This window comes from Sporosarcina sp. G11-34 (genome assembly GCF_026931025.1).
The window spans coordinates 265,688-286,691 of the sequence record NZ_JAHNZW010000006.1 but is presented as its reverse complement, the minus strand read 5'-3'; the positions used below and the strand labels follow the sequence as shown (position 1 = coordinate 286,691).

Here is a 21,004-nt window from a genome sequence, read left to right as displayed (position 1 = left end):
CCACGACCTTACTAGATGAATCCTTATTTTACAAACTTAACATTTTGTAACTGGTAAATGCCATCAGTACCAATTGAGAATCCTGTGATCTCATTGCTTACACCAGTCAAGTATTCTTGGTGGTGGATGTAGACCATTGGTGCATCATCGATCAGGTATTCCTGAACTTGATTGTAAAGTTTGATGCGCTCATCCGGATCGGACTCGCGGCGACCTTGGTCGAGAAGTTTGTCAACTTCAGCATTTTCATAAAATGTACGGTTTCCTGGATTTCCTTTTTGAGTTGAATGGAACAGGGCATACATACCGTAGTCTGCGTCACCAGTCGGGTTAGACCAGCCAAGGATGAACATATCATGTTCGCCGTCCGCTGTTTTTTCTAAATAAGCTCCAAATTCCATTACTTCAATTTCTGCTTCGATATTAAGCGCTTTCAAACTATCTTGTAGAACAATTGCTGTATCCATACGTTGTGGATTATCGTTCGTCCAGATTGTTGTTTTGAATCCATCTTCCAAGCCAGCTTCAGCTAATAGTTTTTTTGCTTCTTCAACATTGTATTCAGTCGGTTTAGCGTCATCGTTATAACCGAAAATTCCTGGTGCAAGTGGACCTTTTGCAGGAATTCCAAATCCATCGTAAACACCCTCAATGATTTCTTCTTTGTTTACTAGCATTGAGATAGCTAGACGAACTTTCGGATCATCAAATGGTTTTTTCTCCGCATTAAAACCAACATAAGAAAGACTTGATGATGCTTTTTGGTTTACTTTTGCATAGTCGCCACTATTAATGCCGGCTACTTCTACTGGTTGTACAGGATCTGCAATTTGAACAAATCCACGTTCGAGGTCGGCATTACGTGTACCGCTTTCCGGAATAACTTTAAATGTTACAGAGTCAACAAATACTTTATCACCCCAGTAGTCATCGTTTTTCACAAGTTTGATTTCTGCACCTGGATTCCAGCTATCGAATTTAAAGTAACCGGTTCCAACTGGATTTTGAGAAATGACAGAACCTGCTTTTGTTTCACCTGACATTGCGGCATAATCCGCTTCAATCGATTTAGGGCTAACCATTCCGCCACCATTATGTGAAAGGTGGGCAAGAAGAGGGGCAAATGGATATTCAGTTGTAATCCGAACTGTATGATCCTCAACAACTTCTACATCAGTAATCATTTCGAAAAGGAAATAACGTGGTGACGCTACTTCTTCGTCACGAATCCGGTCAAGGTTTGCTTTTACAGCAGCCGCAGTAAATGGTTCGCCGTCATGGAACGTAACGCCTTCTCGTAAGTTAAACTCATATGTCGTTTCGTCGATAGCTTCCCACTTTTCCGCTAGCCCTGGAATAATATTGTTGTCTTCATCACGATTGACAAGTGTTTCGAAAATATTAGCTTGTACAACAGATGATGGAACATCGTTTGAACCAGCCGGGTCAAGCGATGATGCATCTGAAAGAACGGCAATGACAAGATCCCCACCTTCGCCATTTGTTTCCGTCTCATCTGCTGTTTTGGAGTCTTTATCCGGCTCCGAAGTACTTCCTGAATCTTCTTCTTTCGTGCCCGTACCGCCACCTGAACAAGCAGCAAGAATCATTGACATAGCAAGCACAAGAACGAATAACCATTTCAGGCTATGATTCTTTTTCATACAAATTCCCCCTTTAAATAATTATTAAACTAATTGCACTAATGCATCAGTTAGAGAGAATATATCACAGAAGGAAGAGCCCGACAATGTCTTTAGCTAAAGTATTTTCATAGATTGAGTTTTGGAAAGATAAAAAGTCTGTCAATCGGAATGAACCGACGACAGACTTTTTATTTTACTCGTTTTTATTTAACGAACTTTACATCTTGCAATTTGTAGTAACCAGATGTGTCAATCCAGTATCCTTCGATTGCATCGCTAACACCTGACAAATAAGCTTGGTGTTGTAAGAAAATGATTGGTGCATCTTCTACAAGAATATTTTGAATTTCATCGTAATATACTTGACGTTTAGTTTCGTCGGCTTCTTTACGACCTTCTTCAAGTAGTTCGTCGATTTTAGGGTTGTCGTAGAACGAGCGGTTACCCGAAACACCTTTGTTACCTGAGTGGAACAATTGCGTTAAGAAGTAGTCAGCGTCGCCGACAGGGTTAGATAATCCAAGGATGAACATATCATGCTCCCCTTTAGCTGTGTTGTCTAAATAAGCACCCCACTCTAGAACTTCTATTTCTGCATTAATGTTTACTTGCTTCAATGCTCCTTGAACAATAACAGCCATATCCATACGTTGTTGGTTATCGTTTGTCCAGATTGTTGTTTTGAATCCATCTTCCAGGCCAGCTTCTTTAAGTAGTGCTTTTGCTTTTTCAACATCATATGCTAAAGGTGTTGTTGCTTCGTTATAACCAAACACACCAGGAGCTAATGGTCCGTTTGCTGTTAAACCGAAACCTTCATAAACACCTTCAAGAACTACGTCCACATCGATAAGCATTGTAATCGCTTGGCGAACACGTACATCGTCAAATGGTTTTTTGTCTATATTGAATCCTAAGTAGTTAAGTGAAGAAGAAACTTTTTCATCTACATGTGCATTGTCTGAACCGTTAATATCTTGTACTTCGTTAGGCTGAACGGGTTCGATAATGTGCGCATTACCTGTTTTAAGTTCTGCAACACGAGTTCCACCTTCGGGAATGACTTTGAATGTTACTTTGTCAACATGTGCAGCATCGCCCCAGTAGTTGTCGTTTTTCACTAAAACGATTTCTGTTCCCGGAGTCCAACTTTCAAATTTAAAGAAACCAGTTCCAATCGGATTTTCACTAATAACTGAACTTGGTTCTTTACCGTCTGCCATTGCTTCATATTCAGCATCGATTTGGTTTGGACTTACGATCACTCCAGCTGGATGTGAAAGATGTGCTAAGAGTGGAGCGAAAGGAAACTCTGTTGAAATTTGAACAGTAAATTCATCGATTACTTTTACTTCTGTAATCATTTCAAAGATAAATGCACGTGGTGCTGCAATTTCAGGGTCTTGAATACGATCGAAGCTTTTCTTCACTGCTTCTGCGTTGAAGTCTGCATCGTCATGGAATTTAACCCCTTCGCGAAGTTTGAACTCCCATGTTGTCTCATCGATTTGTTTCCAGTCCGTCGCAAGGCTTTCAACGATATTTTCGTCTTTGTCCTTTTTAAGAAGTCCTTCGAAAATGTTTGTTTGAAGATTTGCCGAAGGAACATCTGTTGAACGTTGTGGATCAAGTAGGGCCGCATCAGATAGTGTTGCGATTACTAAGTCGCCACCTGAAATTTCTTCCGTTTTTCCATCTTCTTTTTTTGAATCGTCTTTCTTACTATTATCTTTGTTGTCACTGCCGCCAGCACAAGCTGCTAAAAACATTGACATAACGAGTGTCAATACGAGCAATAACGAAAGTTTACGATTTACTCTAATTTCCATTCTCCTCCAAAAATCTAATGTATTACCAGAACTGGCAATACTCAAAAGGAACTATATCATATTCAAAGGATTAAGACAATGAGGTTTATACACTATTTTGAATAAATATATTAAACTATAAGTAAAGAAATAGGGTAATATTTTGAATAATGTGCTTTAGAATGGGTGTAATTTACTATAAAAATGTTTTTTATTAAAAACATTTTTATAGTAAATTATAGAAGAAACTGAATAGTAGATGGATAAATTAAAATCTTGTTACGAAAATCCTAGATTCATGTTATGCTACTGTTTGAACTAATTTTTAAAATGGGTCAATTTCGGCCTGTTTATGGGAGGGTGTATGTAGTTATGTCAGGAGATGCGCTCGAAACGATAAATCGGCCAAAAAGGTCGAGTCCGAGAGTCGAGTACTACAAAACGATTTGGAAGAGGTTAAGAAAAAACAAGGCAGCGGTTGTAGGCGGAGCATTAATACTTGTATTTATAATAGTTTCAATATTTGGTCCTTACTTCACGACGCAAAGTCCAACGGATGTCGATGTATTGAACAAATTGAAAGCGCCTTCATCGGAACATTGGTTTGGAACGGATAACTTCGGTAGAGATATATTTACCCGAATTATTCATGGGATGGCCCTTACATTAAAGGTTGGTTTTCTATCCGTTGCAATGGGCGGGAGTGTCGGTATCGTTCTTGGTATTGTGTCCGGATATTATGGTGGTAAAGTAGACACGATCATTATGAGAATTATGGATGTACTTCTTGCATTCCCTGGTATTTTGCTTGCGCTTGCGATTGTAAGTGTTCTTGGTGGGAGTTTAACGAATGTTATTATTGCGGTAGGGGTGTTTTCTGTTCCTGCTTTCGCTCGGATTGTTCGTGGTTCCACGCTATCCGTTCGTAAATTGGAATATATCGATGCAGTGAAAGCACTTGGGGCAAATGATTTTAGAATTATATTTAAGCATATTTTACCGAACGTTATGTCGCCGATTATTGTTCAAGCTACATTACGTATCGCAACTGCTATTTTAACAGCAAGTGGACTTTCATTTCTTGGTCTTGGTGCGCAGCCACCAGCACCTGAATGGGGAGCGATGTTGAATGATGGAAGGGCATATATGTCAAATGCACCTCATATTATTCTTTTTCCGGGAATTATGATTGTTTTAGTTGTGTTAGCGTTTAATATTTTTGGAGACGGATTACGTGACGCGTTAGATCCGAAAATGAATAAGTGACAGGGGTGAAAATGAATGGCAAAATATATAATTAGGCGTCTACTACAGACGATACCGGTTTTAATAGGTGTTTCGATACTTGTCTTCTCACTAATGCATCTAATACCAGGTGACGCAGCACAAATAATGGCTGGAGAAGCAGCGACTGAAGAATCTGTTGAACAAATACGAGTGAAATTAGGGCTCGATAAACCTTTACATATTCAATATTATAACTACGTTTCGAACGCACTCCAAGGTGATTTAGGAAACTCGGTTCGAAGTGGTCGTTCAGTTATGGATGAGATTAAACCCCGATTTTGGGTGACCGCGGAGTTGGCCATTTATGCAACAATTCTCGCGGTCTTTATAGGACTTATTGCTGGTATCGTATCGGCGGTTCGTCATTATACATTATCTGACGTATCTATTATGATTGTTGCGTTATTTGGGCTTTCCATGCCAAACTTCTGGCTCGGACTAGTACTTATCCAATGGTTTGCTGTAGGTGGAGACGTTTTCCCGCCGGAGTTTCTGAAAATGCGGCCTTCTGGTTGGGGAGATGATTGGCGACAAGTTATTTTACCAGTCATTTGTCTTGGGACAAGTGGAGCAGCAATTATCGCCAGGATGACACGTGCTTCAATGTTAGAAGTAATTAGCCAAGATTACATTCGTACTGCAAGGGCTAAAGGTTTGAGTGAGCGTGTCGTTGTATATCGTCACGCACTTAAAAATGCTTTGATTCCAGTAATTACTGTAGTTGGTCTTGAATTCGGTGCGTTTTTAGGTGGAGCAGTTATTACAGAAACAATCTTTGCTATTAACGGAATGGGGCGTTTGACGATTGATGCAATTAGACAAAGAGATTTCCCGATTGTACAAGGGACCGTTCTAGTGATTTCGTTACTGTTTGTTTTTGTGAATATGCTTGTTGATATTTCTTATCGTATGTTAAATAAACGAATTGATTTGAACTGATAAAGCTTTAAGAAGAGAGGGATTACAAAATGGAAACTCCTTTGTTGGAAGTACAGAACCTACGTACATCCTTTAAAACAGACGACGGAGAAGTGAAGGCTGTCGACGGCGTAAGTTTTTCCCTTCCGAAAGGGAAAACACTTGGTATCGTTGGAGAGTCTGGATCAGGTAAAAGCATTACAGCACTGTCGATTCTTCAACTATTAGCGGAGAACGGCAAAATCGTTGGTGGGGATATACGATTTAAAGGTGAAAACCTAATCGGCTATTCAGACAAAAAGATGCGTGAAATACGCGGCAATGCGATTTCAATGATCTTTCAAGAGCCGATGACTTCACTCAACCCAGTATTTACGGTCGGCCAACAAATAGGTGAATCACTTATCAAGCACCAAGGGTTGTCGAAACGTCAAGCGTTTGCTAAGTCCGTCGATTTGTTGAAATTGGTCGGAATACCGTCGCCGGAACGTCGAGTAAAAAACTATCCGTATGAACTTTCCGGTGGAATGCGTCAACGAGTTATGATTGCTATGGCACTTGCATGTGATCCTGAAATACTTATCGCGGATGAACCAACAACCGCGCTTGACGTGACAATTCAAGCCCAAATTCTTGGATTAATAAAAGGCTTACAACATCGTCTAGGCATGTCTGTTATTTTCATTACGCATGACCTTGGTGTTGTGGCACAAACATGTAATTTTGTTGCAGTTATGTATGCGGGTCAAGTCGTAGAGTATTCGGATGTTATTACGTTGTTTAAAGAACCGAAGCACCCGTACACGATTGGATTGCTTAACTCTTTACCGCGTCATGACATTGAACAAAAAAAATTGGAGCCAATCCGTGGAAACGTTCCAAACGTTCATGATATGCCAAAAGGGTGCCGGTTTGCGCCGCGTTGTCCGGCTGCAACAGATCTCTGTCGGGCAGAATTACCAGAACTAATGAAAGACGATAGTGGAAATGATGTCCGTTGTTGGATTTATTCTGACAGATGGGACGGCGAGGCGGAGGTGAACGTCTATGGCAAAACGAGAATTGCTAAAGGTTGAAGGGTTAAAACAGTATTTTCCTATTAAAGGCGGTATGCTCGGCCGAACGGTTAACCATGTAAAAGCGGTCGATGACATTAGCTTTGAAGTATATGAAGGTGAAACCGTAAGTATTGTTGGGGAATCGGGTTGTGGAAAGTCAACAACAGGTCGTGCCATTCTTCGACTGGAAGAACCGACAGAAGGTAAAGTAACGTTCAATAATGTAGAGCTAACATCTATATCGAAACGTGATATGCGAAGACAACGAAAAGATTTACAAATTATATTCCAAGATCCTTACGCATCCATTAACCCACGTCAAACGGTTTCGGATATATTGAATGAAGCAATGACAATTCAAAATTCAGTACCTCCGAAAAAACGACGTCAGCGAATTATTGAGTTATTGGAAACAGTAGGGCTCAATGAATATCAAGCGGATCGATATCCACATGAGTTTTCGGGTGGACAGCGTCAGCGGATTGGTATTGCAAGGGCTCTTGCAGTAGACCCAAAACTAATTATTTGTGATGAAGCAGTCTCGGCACTGGATGTATCTATTCAGGCACAAGTACTGAATCTCCTTGAAGAATTGCAAGATGAATTTAATTTAACGTATCTATTTATATCGCATGACCTTGGTGTTGTTCGTCATATTTCGGACCGTGTAATTGTTATGTATCTTGGGAAAATTGTTGAAATTGGTGATACGAACTCCATTTTCGAAAATCCAAAACATCCATATACAAATGCGTTGCTGTCGGCAATACCGGTTCCGGATCCATTACATGTGAATACACATATCGGACTAAAAGGAGATGTACCGTCTCCGATTGATCCGCCAATGGGATGCCGTTTCCATACGCGTTGTCCGTTTGCACAAGCAAAATGTTCGGTAGACGAGCCTTTGCTCGCTGTACATGATGGAATGACGGATGGACATAAAGCAGCATGTCATTTTGTAAAGGAAATCGAACAGGGCGAAATTAAGCCGAAAGATTATTCAACAGAAATTATGATTGGTTAGTGAATGAACTATTAAAAGACCCTTACTAAAATAGTAGGGTCTTTTAATTATGTGAAAGTATCTATTTCAACATTCTACAAAGGTGAGCATAAAATACCGGTTGCTTTCTGTTTCAGGCGGACGCTTTCCACTCCAATCAACCTAATTAACACTGCTAATCGTATAAGATTGGAAAGGTACCTACTTTTTTACATTACAGAAACCCTTGATATGACTAAGCTTAGAATTATGAAACTAACTCATATAGGTGCAGAAGATTGTTGGGGAAATTACGGATGGTGATTCTTATGTTGCTTTATAGCCGAGCATATTTACTGGATCCTTTGGTGATGAATACGGCGGGGAATAGCTTAACTCGAGAGCTGATAAATCATCGACGGTCATTTTCCCCATAATTGCAGTCGTAATTACGTCGATTCTTTTATCGACGCCTTTATCTCCCACGGCTTGGGCTCCGAGAATAAGCCGGGATTCGCTATCATAATGTACGCGTAAATAAATCGTGCCATGATCTGGATAATAACCGGCATTCGATCTGCCTTTATGTTGGACTGTTTTGTATGCAATGCCTTCGCTATCTAAACTTTTTGCGGAGTGACCAGTCATTGCAGCGGTTAACGAAAATAATTTTGTAATCGTTGAACCGAGAAAACCGTTCAGTGCAACAGGTTTACCTTCGAGATGGCAAGCTACAATATATGCTTGGCGATGGGCGTGCCAAGCGAGTTGCACCCTTTTTGGTTTACCGGTAACCCAATCGGTACATTCAGCCGCATCGCCAATTGCATAAATGTCTGGATCATCTGTTTGCATATACTTATTCACTACAATTCCTTTTGTTGAACCTATTGAAAGCCCTGCATCGGTTGCAATTTTTGTGTCCGGAATAATGCCGACACTCGCCGCGATGAAATCAACATCAATATTGACTCCATTTTTCATCATTAATGTTTTTCCTTCAATCCGTTCAATTGCATCATTGAAGTATAATTCGACCCCGTTATCTTTCATTTCCTGATTAAGAATATCTGTAACTTCGATATCCATCACTTTCATGACTCGGTCGTTGCGTTCGATAAGCGCAGTTTTTAACCCTAAGCGGATAAAGTTTTCCGCAAACTCTACTCCGATGAAACCCCCTCCGATAACGGCACAAGACTTCGGTTTTTCTTTTTGAATATATTCAATAATTTCTTCCATATCCGCATAGCTTTTTAATGTAAATAACGGAAGGTTTTTAATACCATTCAATTCCGGAACACGTGAGTAGCCCCCGGGAGATAAGATTAGTTTGTCATACGATTCGGTAAAAGTCTCATGTGTGTCTAGGTTGTGGACTTCGACCGTTTTGTCTTTTCGATTGATTGAAAAGACTTCATGACGTACAAGAGTTTTAATGTTTTTACTTTCACTGAACTTTTCGGCTGTTGTGCCGATCAATCTTTTTTTATCTTCAATGAGGCCACCGATGACATAGGGCATACCACATGTTCCGTAACCTATTTCTGGATCACGTCCAATGAGTACGATTTCGGAATGCGGAACCGCACGTCGAATTTGGGAAGCTACTGTAGATCCACCGGCAATTGCACCGATAACTATGACTTTCAACTGATCACCCTTCTTTCAATTGATTCAAGAAGTAGACAGATACGGTACCTGGTCCGACGTGAGATCCAATTGTTGAACCAATGAGATAGACTCCGATGTGTTTAGGTCGGAATAATTCTTCAATCATAGATTTAAGTTCCATAGCAATTTCTGGATCATTGCTATGGCTAATTGCAATGGTTTGTTCAGCTAGCTTATCGCCACGCTCGGCCATTAGTTCCATCATCCGGCGTAATACTTTCTTACGACCGCGATGCTTTTCGATGGGGACAAGTTTTCCACCTTCAACATGGAGAAGAGGTTTAATATTTAACAGGCCACCAACAAATGCGCTTGTTTTAGACACACGACCGCCACGCGCCATATAATCTAAATCATCAACTGTGAATAAATGTTCCATATGCTTCGCCATAAATTGGATCCTTTGTATAATTTTTTTTCGGTCGATATTTTCATAGCGAAGCTTTACTGCCTCTTGTACAAGAAGACCCAAACCGAGGGAAGCGCATTTGGAATCGATAATTGTTAAGTTTAAATTGGGGTTTGTTTCAAGAACTTGTTTTTGAATCATGACGGCGGTGTCATGAGTTCCAGATAGTTCAGAAGAAAAAGCTATGTAAATCCCTTCTTCACCAGATACTGCTAGTTCTTCCCACTTTTCCTTGAAAAATTCAGGAGATACTTGCGATGTTTTCGGTTGTTTTCCATTTTGAATGGCCTTATATACTTCCAAAGGATCAATCGTTAAGATATCTTCGTATTCGACATCATCGACGAGGACGCGTAGGGGAAGAAGAGTGACATCATTTTGTTCGAAAAAAGATTTAGGCAAATCACTTGCACTGTCTGCAAATATTCTCACATAAGCCCCTCCATTATTTAACTACTTTTATTACAAGTTTAACCGTTCAGATAACACTTTTGCAATACCATCCTCGTTATTCGACAAGGTCACTTCGTCTGCCATCGATTTAAGTTCATCGATTCCGTTCCCCATGGCAACGCCGAAACCTGCATACTCAATCATTTCAAAGTCATTATTTTCATCACCAAACGCAATGATTCGATCTTTGGGAATATCCATCCATTTAGCAACATGTGCAAGGCCGGCAGCTTTGCTTAGTCCTTTTCTAAATACTTCAACGACATGACCCCAAGGGGAGTTCCACACGCGATGCCCAACCACTTCGGCATGTATACTAGAAAGGTGGGCTGTAATGCTTTCTACATTACTTTCATCGGCTTGTATAAGTAAGCTAGTCGGATCATCTTGTAAAAATCGTTGAATTTCACCAGTTGTTACTTTTGGTTGTCCCATTTTGAAGTTGTCTAGCACTTTTTCATCATGATAATGTACATATACATCGTCTAATACTTCAGCGATAATATTATTCCATGGGAATTGTTGCATCGCTTCCATTACTTCCAAGACAACCGGGAGTGAAAGCGTTTCATGGATTGTTTTCCACGAACGATTATCTGGGTGATGAACGAATGCACCGTTGAAATTAATAACGGGTGTCGTTAAATTCAGTTCTCTATAATACGTTTCAGTCGCGCGGTAAGCCCTTCCCGTTGCAAGCATTACGTGATGTCCTTGTTCTTTTGCCTTCAATAATGTTTGCGCAGTTTGTGGCATTATCTTTTTTTCATCTGTAAGCAATGTCCCATCGAGGTCGAGAACAATTAAATGTGGTTTCAAAATAATTCCCCCTTTACTTATAAGCTTATCGCTTGTGCTGTAATCAAGTCAAAAAAGTGAATCTGTCGAATGAAATTAAAACAGCGATTTTGTTTTTTTAGAAAAACTTTGGTACGCTCAAATGAATTGGGAAAGGTTGTGATTGGATGATTGTAAAAGAAGAGTCATGGTGTAATATTCCGTTATTACATATAGTAGAAGAGGAATTTATTGGACAAGAAATTCCCGTGGCAATTTTCTTTCATGGGTTTACGAGTGCGAAGGAACATAATCTTCATTTCGCATACAATCTTGCAAAGCAAGGGGTTCGTGTGATTTTACCCGATGCACATTTACATGGCGTGCGCTCAGAAAGTCTCGATGAAGTCGAATTGGGCTTACGATTTTGGGAAGTAGTGTTGACTTCGATTGAGGAACTGAATGTTATCCGAGAAGAACTATTTAAAAGGGAGCTTGTAACGACTGCTGCAATTGGGATCGGCGGAACATCAATGGGGGGAATTACATCGCTCGGTAGTTTGAAGATGTATGATTGGATTAATAGCGCAATCATTATGATGGGAGCACCGAACTTCGTTGAACTTGCGAACGCACAAATTGGGCAGTTCGAGCGAAGGGGATTTGAATTGCCTATTTCTATAGATGAAAAAAATCAACTCCTAGAAAACCTTGCCACATTTGACCTGACAAAAGACCAATTTTTATTGAAACAACGGCCTGTTTATTTTTGGCATGGAATGAATGATACAATCGTTCCGTATGAGCCGACGTATAATTTTTACGAAGCGGTGAAAGCAGATTATAAAGATGTTCCAGAACGACTTATTTTTGAGTCGGATGAAGGTGCGGGTCATGAGGTATCGAGGCATGCGATGTTAGGCGCAACAAATTGGCTTGCAAGTCAGTTGAAAGTATGAGTTGAAGTCTGTTATGATAAGTATATCAATTGGATAGAGAGGGGTAAGAATATGACTCAAGATTTAATGAAAGAGAGCATGATGGGCGCTCTTGAAAATGTTATTGACCCGGAGCTTGGTATTGATATCGTTAATTTAGGTCTCGTTTATGACGTAGAGCTAAGTGAAGAAGGTACTTCGAAAGTAACAATGACTCTTACATCGATGGGTTGTCCAATGGGACCACAAATCGTTGAGAATATTAAACAAGAACTGATAGAACTTCCGGAAGTGAAAGAAGTAGATGTGAACATTATTTGGAATCCACCATGGTCAAAAGATAATATGTCACGCTATGCTAAAATTGCATTAGGCGTACGTTAAATAGCGGTAACCAAAAATGCAGTATGACTCTAGTAGAGATCATACTGCATTTTTTTCGAAAATTAAAAGGGATTTAGTAATTTTGTCGAATAAGGTAAGCATACGATAAAACTACTAAAATGGGAGTGTATGAAAGTGTCTATTAAAACTACAGACTTATGTGACGACTTTTCAAACGAATTACAAATTTGTTCATTGGAACTAAAATCATATGGAAAAAATAAAAGCTTTTCCGGGCCAATTGCAACTGTAAAAGTATTCGAAGACAATGTGTTAGTTAGAGAGGCTTTGGAAGACATCCCCAAGGGCAGTGTGCTCGTTGTAGATGGCGGCGGTTCAAGAAGATGTGCTTTGATGGGCGATCAATTGGGTGAAATCGCTGAAGTTAGGGAACTTGCCGGCGTAATCATTTATGGTCTTGTGCGTGATACAGTAGACCTTGGGGAACAAAATATTGGTGTGTTAGCCCTTGGGAGCAATCCTTTAAAAAGTGTGAAAAAAGGAGAAGGGAACCGAAATATAACACTTAACTTCGGCGATATCGAGTGGGTACCTAATCACTATGTCTACTCGGATGAAGACGGTGTTGTAGTAGCAACACGTAACTTGGTGGGCGAATAAAAATCTTCTGGAAAGGGTGTATCCTTTCCAGAAGATTTTTTGCTGAATTGGGGTGCAAACTGCTTTACATCATCTGGTTTACATAATATAATTTAATTAATCAAAGATAGTCAAAGTAAAATAAGTGAAAGGATGATGGATATGAGAATGGATAGTCAACAAGAGGATCAGCGCACGCCACTGGAACAATTTGGTCGAAATCTCGTTGAAGAAGTAAAAAAAGGAAAGATGGATCCAGTAATCGGGCGCGACGAAGAGATTCGGAACGTCATTCGAATATTATCGCGTAAAACGAAAAACAATCCTGTTTTAATCGGAGAGCCGGGTGTCGGAAAGACCGCAATTGTGGAAGGACTTGCCCAGCGAATTGTAAAAGGCGATGTACCGGAAGGATTGAAAGGCCGTGAGATTTTTGAACTAGATATGAGTTCACTTATCGCAGGGGCAAAATATCGTGGTGAATTCGAAGAACGATTAAAAAGTGTTCTAAAACAAGTGAAGGATAGCGATGGACAAATTATTTTATTCATCGATGAAATCCATACAATTGTTGGTGCTGGAAAGACAGAAGGTGCAATGGATGCTGGGAATATGTTGAAGCCTATGCTAGCGCGCGGAGAACTATATTGCATTGGTGCGACGACGCTGGATGAATACCGTATGTATATTGAGAAAGACCCGGCCTTGGAACGTAGATTCCAACAGGTCCTTGTACGAGAGCCATCCGTGGAAGATACGGTTTCCATTTTAAGAGGGTTAAAGGAAATGTATGAGCTCCATCATGGTGTTCGTATTCACGACAGAGCAATTGTCGCAGCTGCTACATTATCCAATCGTTATATTACAGAACGATTTTTACCGGATAAAGCAATCGACTTAATTGACGAAGCAAGCGCGATGATTCGGACGGAAATTGATTCCATGCCATCGGAACTAGATGCAGTAACTCGGCGCATTATGCAACTCGAAATTGAAGAGCAAGCGCTTAGAAAAGAAAAAGACTTAGCGAGTAAAAATCGTCTTGAAACGCTTCGTGATGAACTTCAGCAACTAAAAGATTCATCTTCGGGTATGCGTGCTCAATGGGATTCGGAAAAAGAAACGTTGCGTAAAATCCAAGAAAAACGTGAAAAGCTAGATCAATACCGACGTGAACTGGAAGACGCTGAAAATCGATTCGATTTGAATAAGGCGGCCGAACTTAGTTATGGAAAAATCCCGGCGCTCGAAGCAAAACTAGCCGAGCTCGAGGCCCCATTGCTTGATAGTAAAGAAAATCGTCTCCTACGGGAAGAAGTAACCGAAGAGGAAATCGCTACAATTATTGCACGCTGGACGGGAATTCCGGTGACGAAACTTGTTGAAGGTGAACGCGAAAAACTTCTTCGCCTACACGAAACGTTGCAAGAAAGAGTTATTGGTCAAGATGACGCAGTGCAACTTGTCACAGAAGCGGTATGGCGTGCGCGTGCCGGCATTAAAGATCCAGACAAGCCAATTGGTTCTTTTCTATTCTTAGGGCCGACGGGTGTCGGAAAAACAGAGCTTGCAAAAACGCTAGCCGCGACACTATTCGATTCGGAAGATCATTTCATCCGCATTGATATGTCTGAGTATATGGAAAAGCATAGTGTCTCGAGACTTGTCGGAGCACCTCCAGGATATATTGGGTATGAAGAAGGCGGTCAGTTAACCGAAGCGGTAAGGCGGAATCCGTACTCGGTCGTTTTGCTCGATGAAATCGAAAAAGCGCATCCCGATGTTGCAAATATTCTACTTCAAGTATTGGATGATGGCCGAATTACAGACAGTCAAGGTAGACTTGTGAATTTCACGAATACAGTTGTTATTATGACCTCTAATATTGGTTCATCTTATTTACTTCATGGATTAGAAGATACAGAAAATCATGCGGCTGAAGATCTTGTAATGGCAGAACTAAAAAATCATTTCAAACCAGAACTATTAAATCGAATGGATGACATTATTATTTTCCATTCACTTACGGGCAATTCGTTCCGGTTAATAGCGAAGAAAATGCTTGAAGACCTTGTGACAAGACTTTTAAGTCAAGAAGTCAATTTGACATATGATGACGAGGTACTCGATTGGATTGTAGACCAAGGAACAGACGTTGACTTTGGTGCACGTCCATTGAAACGCTTTATCCAGCGGCATGTTGAAACGATTGTAGCGAAAGAAGTCATTAAAGGAGATCTCGAACGTGGAGAAATATTAACGCTTAGAATGATTGATGGAAAGTTAAAACTGACTAAAGAGTAAAAAAAGCCACTTGGATTAAAATATCCAAGTGGCTTTTGTTCTGATTAATGATCTGATATAGGACCTTCTGGAAGTGCTTCACCAAGAATGATGACTAAGACAGATAGGATTACAGATATGATTGCACCGGCTTGTAAGTCGAACGGTACGTTAGCAATCGCTCCTACAACATAGTTAACCAATGAAACTAAACAGAATGACCAGATAAATGTAATTATGAATCTCAATGGGTTTCACCTCTACATGACTATTTCAAGTACTATCATATCATAGCCACTTCATTGGAGAAACAAATATCTACATATCCGAAAAATTTATTTGGCGAAATGGTGACACTAGGTTGTAAAATGTCTTCATTTCTTTTATGATTAACACTAGGTACTAACAACAGATAATAAAGAATGGGGGATATGCAATGAATGCGGGTCTCATTGGCATTGGTAAATACGTGCCACCACATATATTAACGAACGCGGATTTAGAAAAGCGAATGGATACATCGGATGAATGGATTCGAACAATGACAGGTATACAAGAGCGACGTATAGCAGATGATTCTATAGACAGCTCACATATGGCATACAATGCAGCAGCGGATGCGATTAAAGATGCTGGCATTAAGCCGGAGGAAATTGGATTAATACTTGTTGCAACGGTCACTCCGGATCAACCATTCCCGTCGGTTTCAGCGATGATACAGGATCAATTAGGTGCAAAAAATGCTGCGGCAATGGATATTTCAGCTGCATGCTCTGGGTATATGTATGGTATCGTCACGGCAAAACAATTTGTAGAGTCGGGAACTTATGATTATGTTCTCGTCGTTGGAGTGGAAAAGTTATCTAAAATAACGGATTGGGAAGACCGTAATACGGCTGTTCTTTTCGGCGATGGTGCCGGTGCCGCGGTTATTGGTAAAGTCAGCGAAGGTCGAGGCGTTTTGTCATTTGAGCTAGGCGCAGATGGTTCGGGTGGGAAATATCTTTACCAAGATGAAAAACTTATTATGAATGGGCGAGAAGTATTTAAATTTGCAGTTCGCCAAATGGGACAATCGGCAATCAATGTCATTGAAAAAGCAGGCCTTACGAAAGAGGATGTTGACTTCCTTATTCCACACCAAGCAAATATTAGAATTATGGAGTCAGCCCGTCAACGACTTGATTTACCAGTTGAGAAAATGTCGAAGACGGTCCATAAGTATGGAAATACTTCTTCTGCATCTATTCCGATTTCACTTTTTGACGATGTTGCAGAAGGTAAGGTAAAAGACGATGACGTAATTGTACTTGTCGGATTTGGCGGCGGCTTAACATGGGGTGCCCTGTGCATTAAATGGGGCAGGTAATTTATTTATTAACGTAGATACAGAAGGGAAGTACTTTGAATGACAAAAAGACGTGTAGTTGTAACTGGTATTGGTGCAATTTCTCCTGTTGGTAATTCTGCTGAAGAATCATGGGAATCGGTTATTAACGGAAAATCTGGTGTTGGTCCACTTACAAGGCTCGACAGTGAACAGTTTCCGGTGAAGGTTGCAGCAGAAGTTAAAGATTTTAATATAGAGGATTATATTTCTCGCAAAGATGCACGTAAAATGGATCGATTTACACATTATGCTCTTGCTGCTTCCATCATGGCGATGAAAGATGCGGACCTTGAACTTGATGACGATCTTAAGCCTCGTACAGGCGTTTGGATAGGCTCGGGAATCGGTGGAATGGAAACACATGAGCAGCAGTTCAAAATATTTCAAGAACGCGGCTATCGCCGGGTAAGTCCATTTTTCGTACCAATGATGATTCCTGATATGGCTTCTGGTCAAGTGAGTATTCATTTTGGTGCAAAGGGAGTTAACTCGTGTACAGTAACTGCTTGTGCATCTGGAACAAACTCTATCGGAGATGCATTTGAAGTTATTCGTCGGGGTGATGCAGACGTGATGATTACAGGCGGCGCGGAAGCACCAATTACAACGATGGCTGTCGCGGGATTTTGTGCGAACACGGCACTTTCATTGAATCCGGACCCTGAAAATGCATCACGTCCTTTCGATGCCGAGCGGGATGGTTTTGTAATTGGTGAAGGGGCAGGAATTTTAATTCTTGAGGAATATGAACACGCAATCGCACGTGGTGCAAAAATCTATGCTGAACTAATTGGTTACGGTTCAACAGGAGATGCACATCATATTACTGCGCCGGCTCCTGAAGGCGAGGGAGCTGCTCGGTCAATGCAACAAGCAATTGACCAAGGTGGAATTACTCCGGACCAAATCGGTTATATTAATGCGCACGGAACGAGCACGCCGTATAACGACCTCTTTGAGACGATGGCGGCGAAGAAGGTATTCGGAGAACATGCATACAAACTTGCAATGAGCTCGACTAAATCGATGACTGGTCACCTCCTAGGAGCAGCTGGCGGAATTGAGGCAATCTTTACTGTGAAAGCATTGCAAGAAGGTATTTTGCCACCAACAACAAATTATGAGAATGCGGATCCGGAATGTGATATTGATTGTGTACCGAATGTTGCGCGTAAAGCAGACATCGAATATGCAATGAGTAATTCACTCGGTTTTGGCGGTCATAACGCAACACTTGTATTCAAAAAAATATAAATGAAAAGGGTTCTTTGAACCTGTATATGAAAACAAGCCCCCTTCGTCTAAATGAAGGGGGCTTGTTCATATGATGAAAGAAAACGATAAGGATGATGTGCGATTACACGCTTCTTTCTTTTTCTTATAAGTTATGGTCTGTTAGTCATGACGATTTCCCATATGATTTTTTATTTTAATTATAGATCACTTGGCTATAACTGGAACCAAATAATTTATTATATTTTGCGAACGCCTGATTTTATATTATTTGTTGTTTCTGCATTGACATTAATCATTACCGTTGCCTACCGAGCCCCATCGCGCGCTCCATTTTTTGAAGAGTGACAGAAGCGATTGAGTTCGCTTTTTCAGCGCCTTTGTCAAGGATTTCATCTAAGACGGGGGATTCAAGAAGTTCATAATACTTTTCTTGAATCGGCGACAAATGATTGATAATTGACTCAGCGACGCCTGCTTTAAATGCGCCGTAACCTTGACCTTCATACTTGGCCACAAGGGAATCGATGGATTCGCCGCTCATTGCTGATTCAATTGTAAGCAAGTTGGAGACGCCGGGTTTGTTTTCTACATCGTATTTTACAATACCTTCTGAATCGGTAACTGCACTTTTTACCTTCTTTTCGATTTCTTTCGGTGTGTCAAGAAGTGAAATAGTCGCTTTTTTATTTGGATCTGATTTACTCATCTTTTTCATTGGGTCTTGTAGTGATTTTATACGGGCTCCATTTTTGGGAATTCGGATTTCGGGCATTGTAAATACTTCCCCGTATCTTCTGTTGAATCTTTCTGCGAGAACTCGAGTTAACTCAAGATGTTGAGTTTGGTCATCACCAACAGGGACGATATTTGTATTATAAAGTAAAATGTCGGCTGCCATTAGTGGCGGATATGTGAGAAGAGCTACGGATATGCCTTCTTGTCCACTCGACTTGTCTTTGAACTGTGTCATTCGTTCAAGTTCTCCAATATATGAAATGCTCTGCATAATCCAAGCAGCTTGCGCATGTGCAGGCACCTCTGATTGAATGAACAATACTGCTTTTTCGGGATCAATACCGCTTGCAACATATAACGCGGCAAGTGAACGGATTGTTCTTCTTAGCTCCTCCGGGTCTTGTTGAACGGTAATTGCGTGTTGATCGACAATACAAAACAGACAATCGGATTCATGTTGTAATTCTGTAAATTGACGAAACGCTCCAATATAGTTTCCTATTGTAACTGTACCTGTTGGCTGAACACCTGAAAAAATGGTTGTCATAGTAAATTCCCCCTAAAATTTTTAGCATCAAAAAAAGATCAGTCGTCCCCAATAACTAGGGACGGCTGATCTATATCATCCGCGGTACCACCCGAATTGCCCGAAGGCCACTCTTTTAATCCCTTAACGCGGGCAAGACGTGACAGACTACTAAGAACTAATCGAGGATGTTCACCTGTCAGGCTCGGGAACCCAATTCCTTCTGTTTGGTTATCTGTTTACACCATCCACAGACTCTCTGAGAAACCAATACAGAAATACTATTTCCTTCAACGCCAATCAATTGTAATATTTCATGTATTATAATCCTTAGTGAAGGAGTATGCAACAGGAAAGGCCCGAAGTTTTTCTTCCATTTCATCTATTTACTTGCTAAGATTGTAGATATAGAAGGGAATGTTGTAGTTTATGGACTTAATGAAGTGGACGACAGCACTTATACTTGCACTTGTAATTATAATGCCTACGACAGTACTGGCTACCGAGAAAAACAAAGTTGAAAAATTTGCGGACCGGACCTATGGTTTTGAAAAAATTAGTAGTAAAACAGTTGCATCCTCAAAATTATTTGCATATGATTCAGGTTTGACATTTGAATATCCAGACGCAGTACGAGGTATATATGTAACTGGACATTCGGCAGGTGGGGCGCGTTTTGATAGCCTTGTCGGATTACTGGACACGACAGATCTAAATGCAATGGTCATTGATATTAAAGATGATTTTGGGTATCTTACGTACGAGCCTAGAAAAGATTCTGAGTTAATAGCACTTGATATTGGAAAACCATATATTCAAGACCCGTGGGCAATGCTTAAGGTGCTTGAAAAGAAACAAATTTATCCAATAGGAAGAATTGTTGTTTTTAAAGACAGCGTACTTGCAGAAAAACGTCCGGATCTTTCGTTTATGGATGGAAAAAATGTATGGAAAAACGGGCGCGGGGAATCCTTTGTTAACCCGTTCTTAAAAGAAGTTTGGGATCATAATGTTCAAATTGCAATTGAAGCCGCGAAAATGGGCTTTCAAGAAATTCAGTTTGATTATGTCCGTTTTCCAGAAGGTTTTGAAAAGAGACATGAAACGTTAAAATACGAATTTGAAACATACGGGGAATCTGAACTTGATCCGGTTCAACGCCGTGTGGAAGCAATTACAGATTTTGTTGAATACGTACGGGAGCAGTTAAAACCATACGGTACAAAAGTGTCTGTAGATATTTTTGGCTATGCAGCGACATTAACTGAAGCACCGGGAATTGGCCAAAACTTTTCAAGAATATCAGAAAATGTGGATGTTATTTCCTCGATGATTTATCCGAGTCATTGGACGTCTTACTTTGGCATTGACAAACCAGATTTAGAGCCATACCGCTTGGTGGCAGAATATGCAAAAGTTGAAAATGAAGTATTAGGAACGCTTAAAAATAAGCCGATTTCTAGACCTTGGATCCAAGACTTTAGTGCGTCATGGCTTGGTGAGGGAAATTATCTTCAGTACGGAAAAGCAGAAGTTGAAGCGCAGATTAAAGGATTAAAAGATAATGGCATCGATGAGTATCTTCTTTGGAATGCAGGGAATAGATACTCAACAGGTGTTAATTATAAGCAATAAGAAAAAATGAGGAATGTTAATGACGTTTCTCAAATTTTCTCTTTTTATTGAAACCTTTAGGTAGGTTGAAACGTATTATTAACTAGAAGAACGTTTTTCAATACAAATGCTTCAATTGAGAATGTGAAATTAAAATTAAATGGATGTTTAATTACACGCCGTAGCGGGTATAACAGTAAGGAAGAGGAATAAAGCAACTTTTAGCACGTTGAAAAGTCAATTATGTTAAGAAATTGTGACGGTATATATTTATTACTTGACT

General features: G+C 40.3%; 18 protein-coding genes and 1 other annotated feature. Of the genes, 11 read left to right on the top strand and 7 right to left on the bottom strand.

Annotation, left to right across the window (positions count from 1 at the left end; translation table 11 throughout):
- Window positions 1-23: 23 nt before the first annotated feature.
- Both KSU66_RS10975 and KSU66_RS10970 read right to left on the bottom strand, forming a co-directional pair.
- Window positions 24-1,664 (bottom strand): glutathione ABC transporter substrate-binding protein, encoded by a 1,641-nt coding sequence (locus tag KSU66_RS10975; RefSeq protein WP_269051483.1) that lies wholly within the window; start codon window positions 1,662-1,664, stop codon window positions 24-26.
- A 185-nt stretch (window positions 1,665-1,849) separates the two neighbouring features.
- Window positions 1,850-3,475 (bottom strand): glutathione ABC transporter substrate-binding protein, encoded by a 1,626-nt coding sequence (locus KSU66_RS10970; protein WP_269051482.1) that lies wholly within the window; start codon window positions 3,473-3,475, stop codon window positions 1,850-1,852.
- Between the two features lie 351 nt (window positions 3,476-3,826).
- Here KSU66_RS10970 and nikC point away from each other — a divergent pair, with 351 nt between their 5' ends.
- Genes nikC through KSU66_RS10950 form a run of 4 tightly spaced genes read left to right on the top strand, consistent with a single transcriptional unit; the run spans window position 3,827 to window position 7,744 of the window.
- The gene (gene nikC / locus KSU66_RS10965) at window positions 3,827-4,720 is read left to right on the top strand and encodes a nickel transporter permease (RefSeq protein ID WP_269051481.1); all 894 of its coding nucleotides are present in this window, start codon (window positions 3,827-3,829) and stop codon (window positions 4,718-4,720) included.
- 15 nt (window positions 4,721-4,735) lie between these two features.
- A complete protein-coding gene (locus tag KSU66_RS10960) occupies window positions 4,736-5,680 on the top strand; it encodes an ABC transporter permease (RefSeq protein ID WP_269051480.1) in 945 nt (314 codons plus the stop codon).
- Window positions 5,681-5,709: 29 nt separating this feature from the next.
- A complete protein-coding gene (locus KSU66_RS10955) occupies window positions 5,710-6,735 on the top strand; it encodes an ABC transporter ATP-binding protein (RefSeq protein WP_269051479.1) in 1,026 nt (341 codons plus the stop codon).
- Window positions 6,707-7,744, top strand: a complete 1,038-nt coding sequence (locus KSU66_RS10950; protein ID WP_329958806.1) for an ABC transporter ATP-binding protein — start codon at window positions 6,707-6,709, stop codon at window positions 7,742-7,744. Before KSU66_RS10955 ends, KSU66_RS10950 begins: the two co-directional genes overlap by 29 nt.
- Before the next feature lie 285 nt (window positions 7,745-8,029).
- Here the strand turns inward: KSU66_RS10950 and KSU66_RS10945 are convergent, their stop codons facing one another.
- From KSU66_RS10945 to KSU66_RS10935, 3 genes are read right to left on the bottom strand one after another with little or no spacing between them, the layout of a single operon-like run.
- On the bottom strand, window positions 8,030-9,355 hold the full coding sequence (locus tag KSU66_RS10945; RefSeq protein ID WP_269051478.1) for a CoA-disulfide reductase: 1,326 nt from the start codon (window positions 9,353-9,355) through the stop codon (window positions 8,030-8,032).
- Window positions 9,356-9,359: 4 nt separating this feature from the next.
- The gene (locus KSU66_RS10940) at window positions 9,360-10,217 is read right to left on the bottom strand and encodes a DegV family protein (protein ID WP_269051477.1); all 858 of its coding nucleotides are present in this window, start codon (window positions 10,215-10,217) and stop codon (window positions 9,360-9,362) included.
- 30 nt (window positions 10,218-10,247) lie between these two features.
- Window positions 10,248-11,057 (bottom strand): Cof-type HAD-IIB family hydrolase, encoded by an 810-nt coding sequence (locus KSU66_RS10935; protein ID WP_269051476.1) that lies wholly within the window; start codon window positions 11,055-11,057, stop codon window positions 10,248-10,250.
- A gap of 146 nt (window positions 11,058-11,203) precedes the next feature.
- Between KSU66_RS10935 and KSU66_RS10930 the strand changes: the two genes are divergently transcribed.
- The 4 genes from KSU66_RS10930 to KSU66_RS10915 all read left to right on the top strand — a co-directional run bounded on the left by KSU66_RS10930 (window position 11,204) and on the right by KSU66_RS10915 (window position 15,241).
- Window positions 11,204-11,974, top strand: a complete 771-nt coding sequence (locus tag KSU66_RS10930) for a prolyl oligopeptidase family serine peptidase (protein ID WP_269051475.1) — start codon at window positions 11,204-11,206, stop codon at window positions 11,972-11,974.
- A gap of 51 nt (window positions 11,975-12,025) precedes the next feature.
- Window positions 12,026-12,337 carry a metal-sulfur cluster assembly factor gene (locus KSU66_RS10925; protein ID WP_269051474.1) on the top strand — a complete coding sequence of 104 codons (312 nt, stop codon included), beginning with the start codon at window positions 12,026-12,028 and terminating at the stop codon, window positions 12,335-12,337.
- Window positions 12,338-12,472: 135 nt separating this feature from the next.
- The gene (gene rraA, locus KSU66_RS10920) at window positions 12,473-12,958 is read left to right on the top strand and encodes a ribonuclease E activity regulator RraA (RefSeq protein ID WP_443028967.1); all 486 of its coding nucleotides are present in this window, start codon (window positions 12,473-12,475) and stop codon (window positions 12,956-12,958) included.
- A 147-nt stretch (window positions 12,959-13,105) separates the two neighbouring features.
- Window positions 13,106-15,241: an ATP-dependent Clp protease ATP-binding subunit gene (locus KSU66_RS10915; protein WP_269051518.1), complete on the top strand. Its 2,136-nt coding sequence runs from the start codon at window positions 13,106-13,108 to the stop codon at window positions 15,239-15,241.
- A 44-nt stretch (window positions 15,242-15,285) separates the two neighbouring features.
- Here KSU66_RS10915 and KSU66_RS10910 read toward each other — a convergent pair whose 3' ends face one another.
- Entirely contained in the window at window positions 15,286-15,468 is a 183-nt protein-coding gene (locus KSU66_RS10910; RefSeq protein ID WP_269051472.1) for a YjzD family protein, read from the bottom strand.
- Between the two features lie 188 nt (window positions 15,469-15,656).
- Here KSU66_RS10910 and KSU66_RS10905 point away from each other — a divergent pair, with 188 nt between their 5' ends.
- On the top strand, window positions 15,657-16,589 hold the full coding sequence (locus tag KSU66_RS10905) for a beta-ketoacyl-ACP synthase III (RefSeq protein ID WP_269051471.1): 933 nt from the start codon (window positions 15,657-15,659) through the stop codon (window positions 16,587-16,589).
- Between the two features lie 39 nt (window positions 16,590-16,628).
- Window positions 16,629-17,864, top strand: a complete 1,236-nt coding sequence (gene fabF / locus KSU66_RS10900; protein WP_269051470.1) for a beta-ketoacyl-ACP synthase II — start codon at window positions 16,629-16,631, stop codon at window positions 17,862-17,864.
- Window positions 17,865-18,141: 277 nt separating this feature from the next.
- Here the strand turns inward: fabF and trpS are convergent, their stop codons facing one another.
- Window positions 18,142-19,128, bottom strand: coding sequence for a tryptophan--tRNA ligase (gene trpS, locus KSU66_RS10895; protein ID WP_269051469.1), 987 nt, complete (start codon window positions 19,126-19,128; stop codon window positions 18,142-18,144).
- A 54-nt stretch (window positions 19,129-19,182) separates the two neighbouring features.
- Window positions 19,183-19,410 (bottom strand) — a binding site (T-box leader).
- A 135-nt stretch (window positions 19,411-19,545) separates the two neighbouring features.
- Between trpS and KSU66_RS10890 the strand changes: the two genes are divergently transcribed.
- A complete protein-coding gene (locus KSU66_RS10890) occupies window positions 19,546-20,742 on the top strand; it encodes a putative glycoside hydrolase (protein ID WP_443028966.1) in 1,197 nt (398 codons plus the stop codon).
- Window positions 20,743-21,004 lie beyond the last annotated feature (262 nt).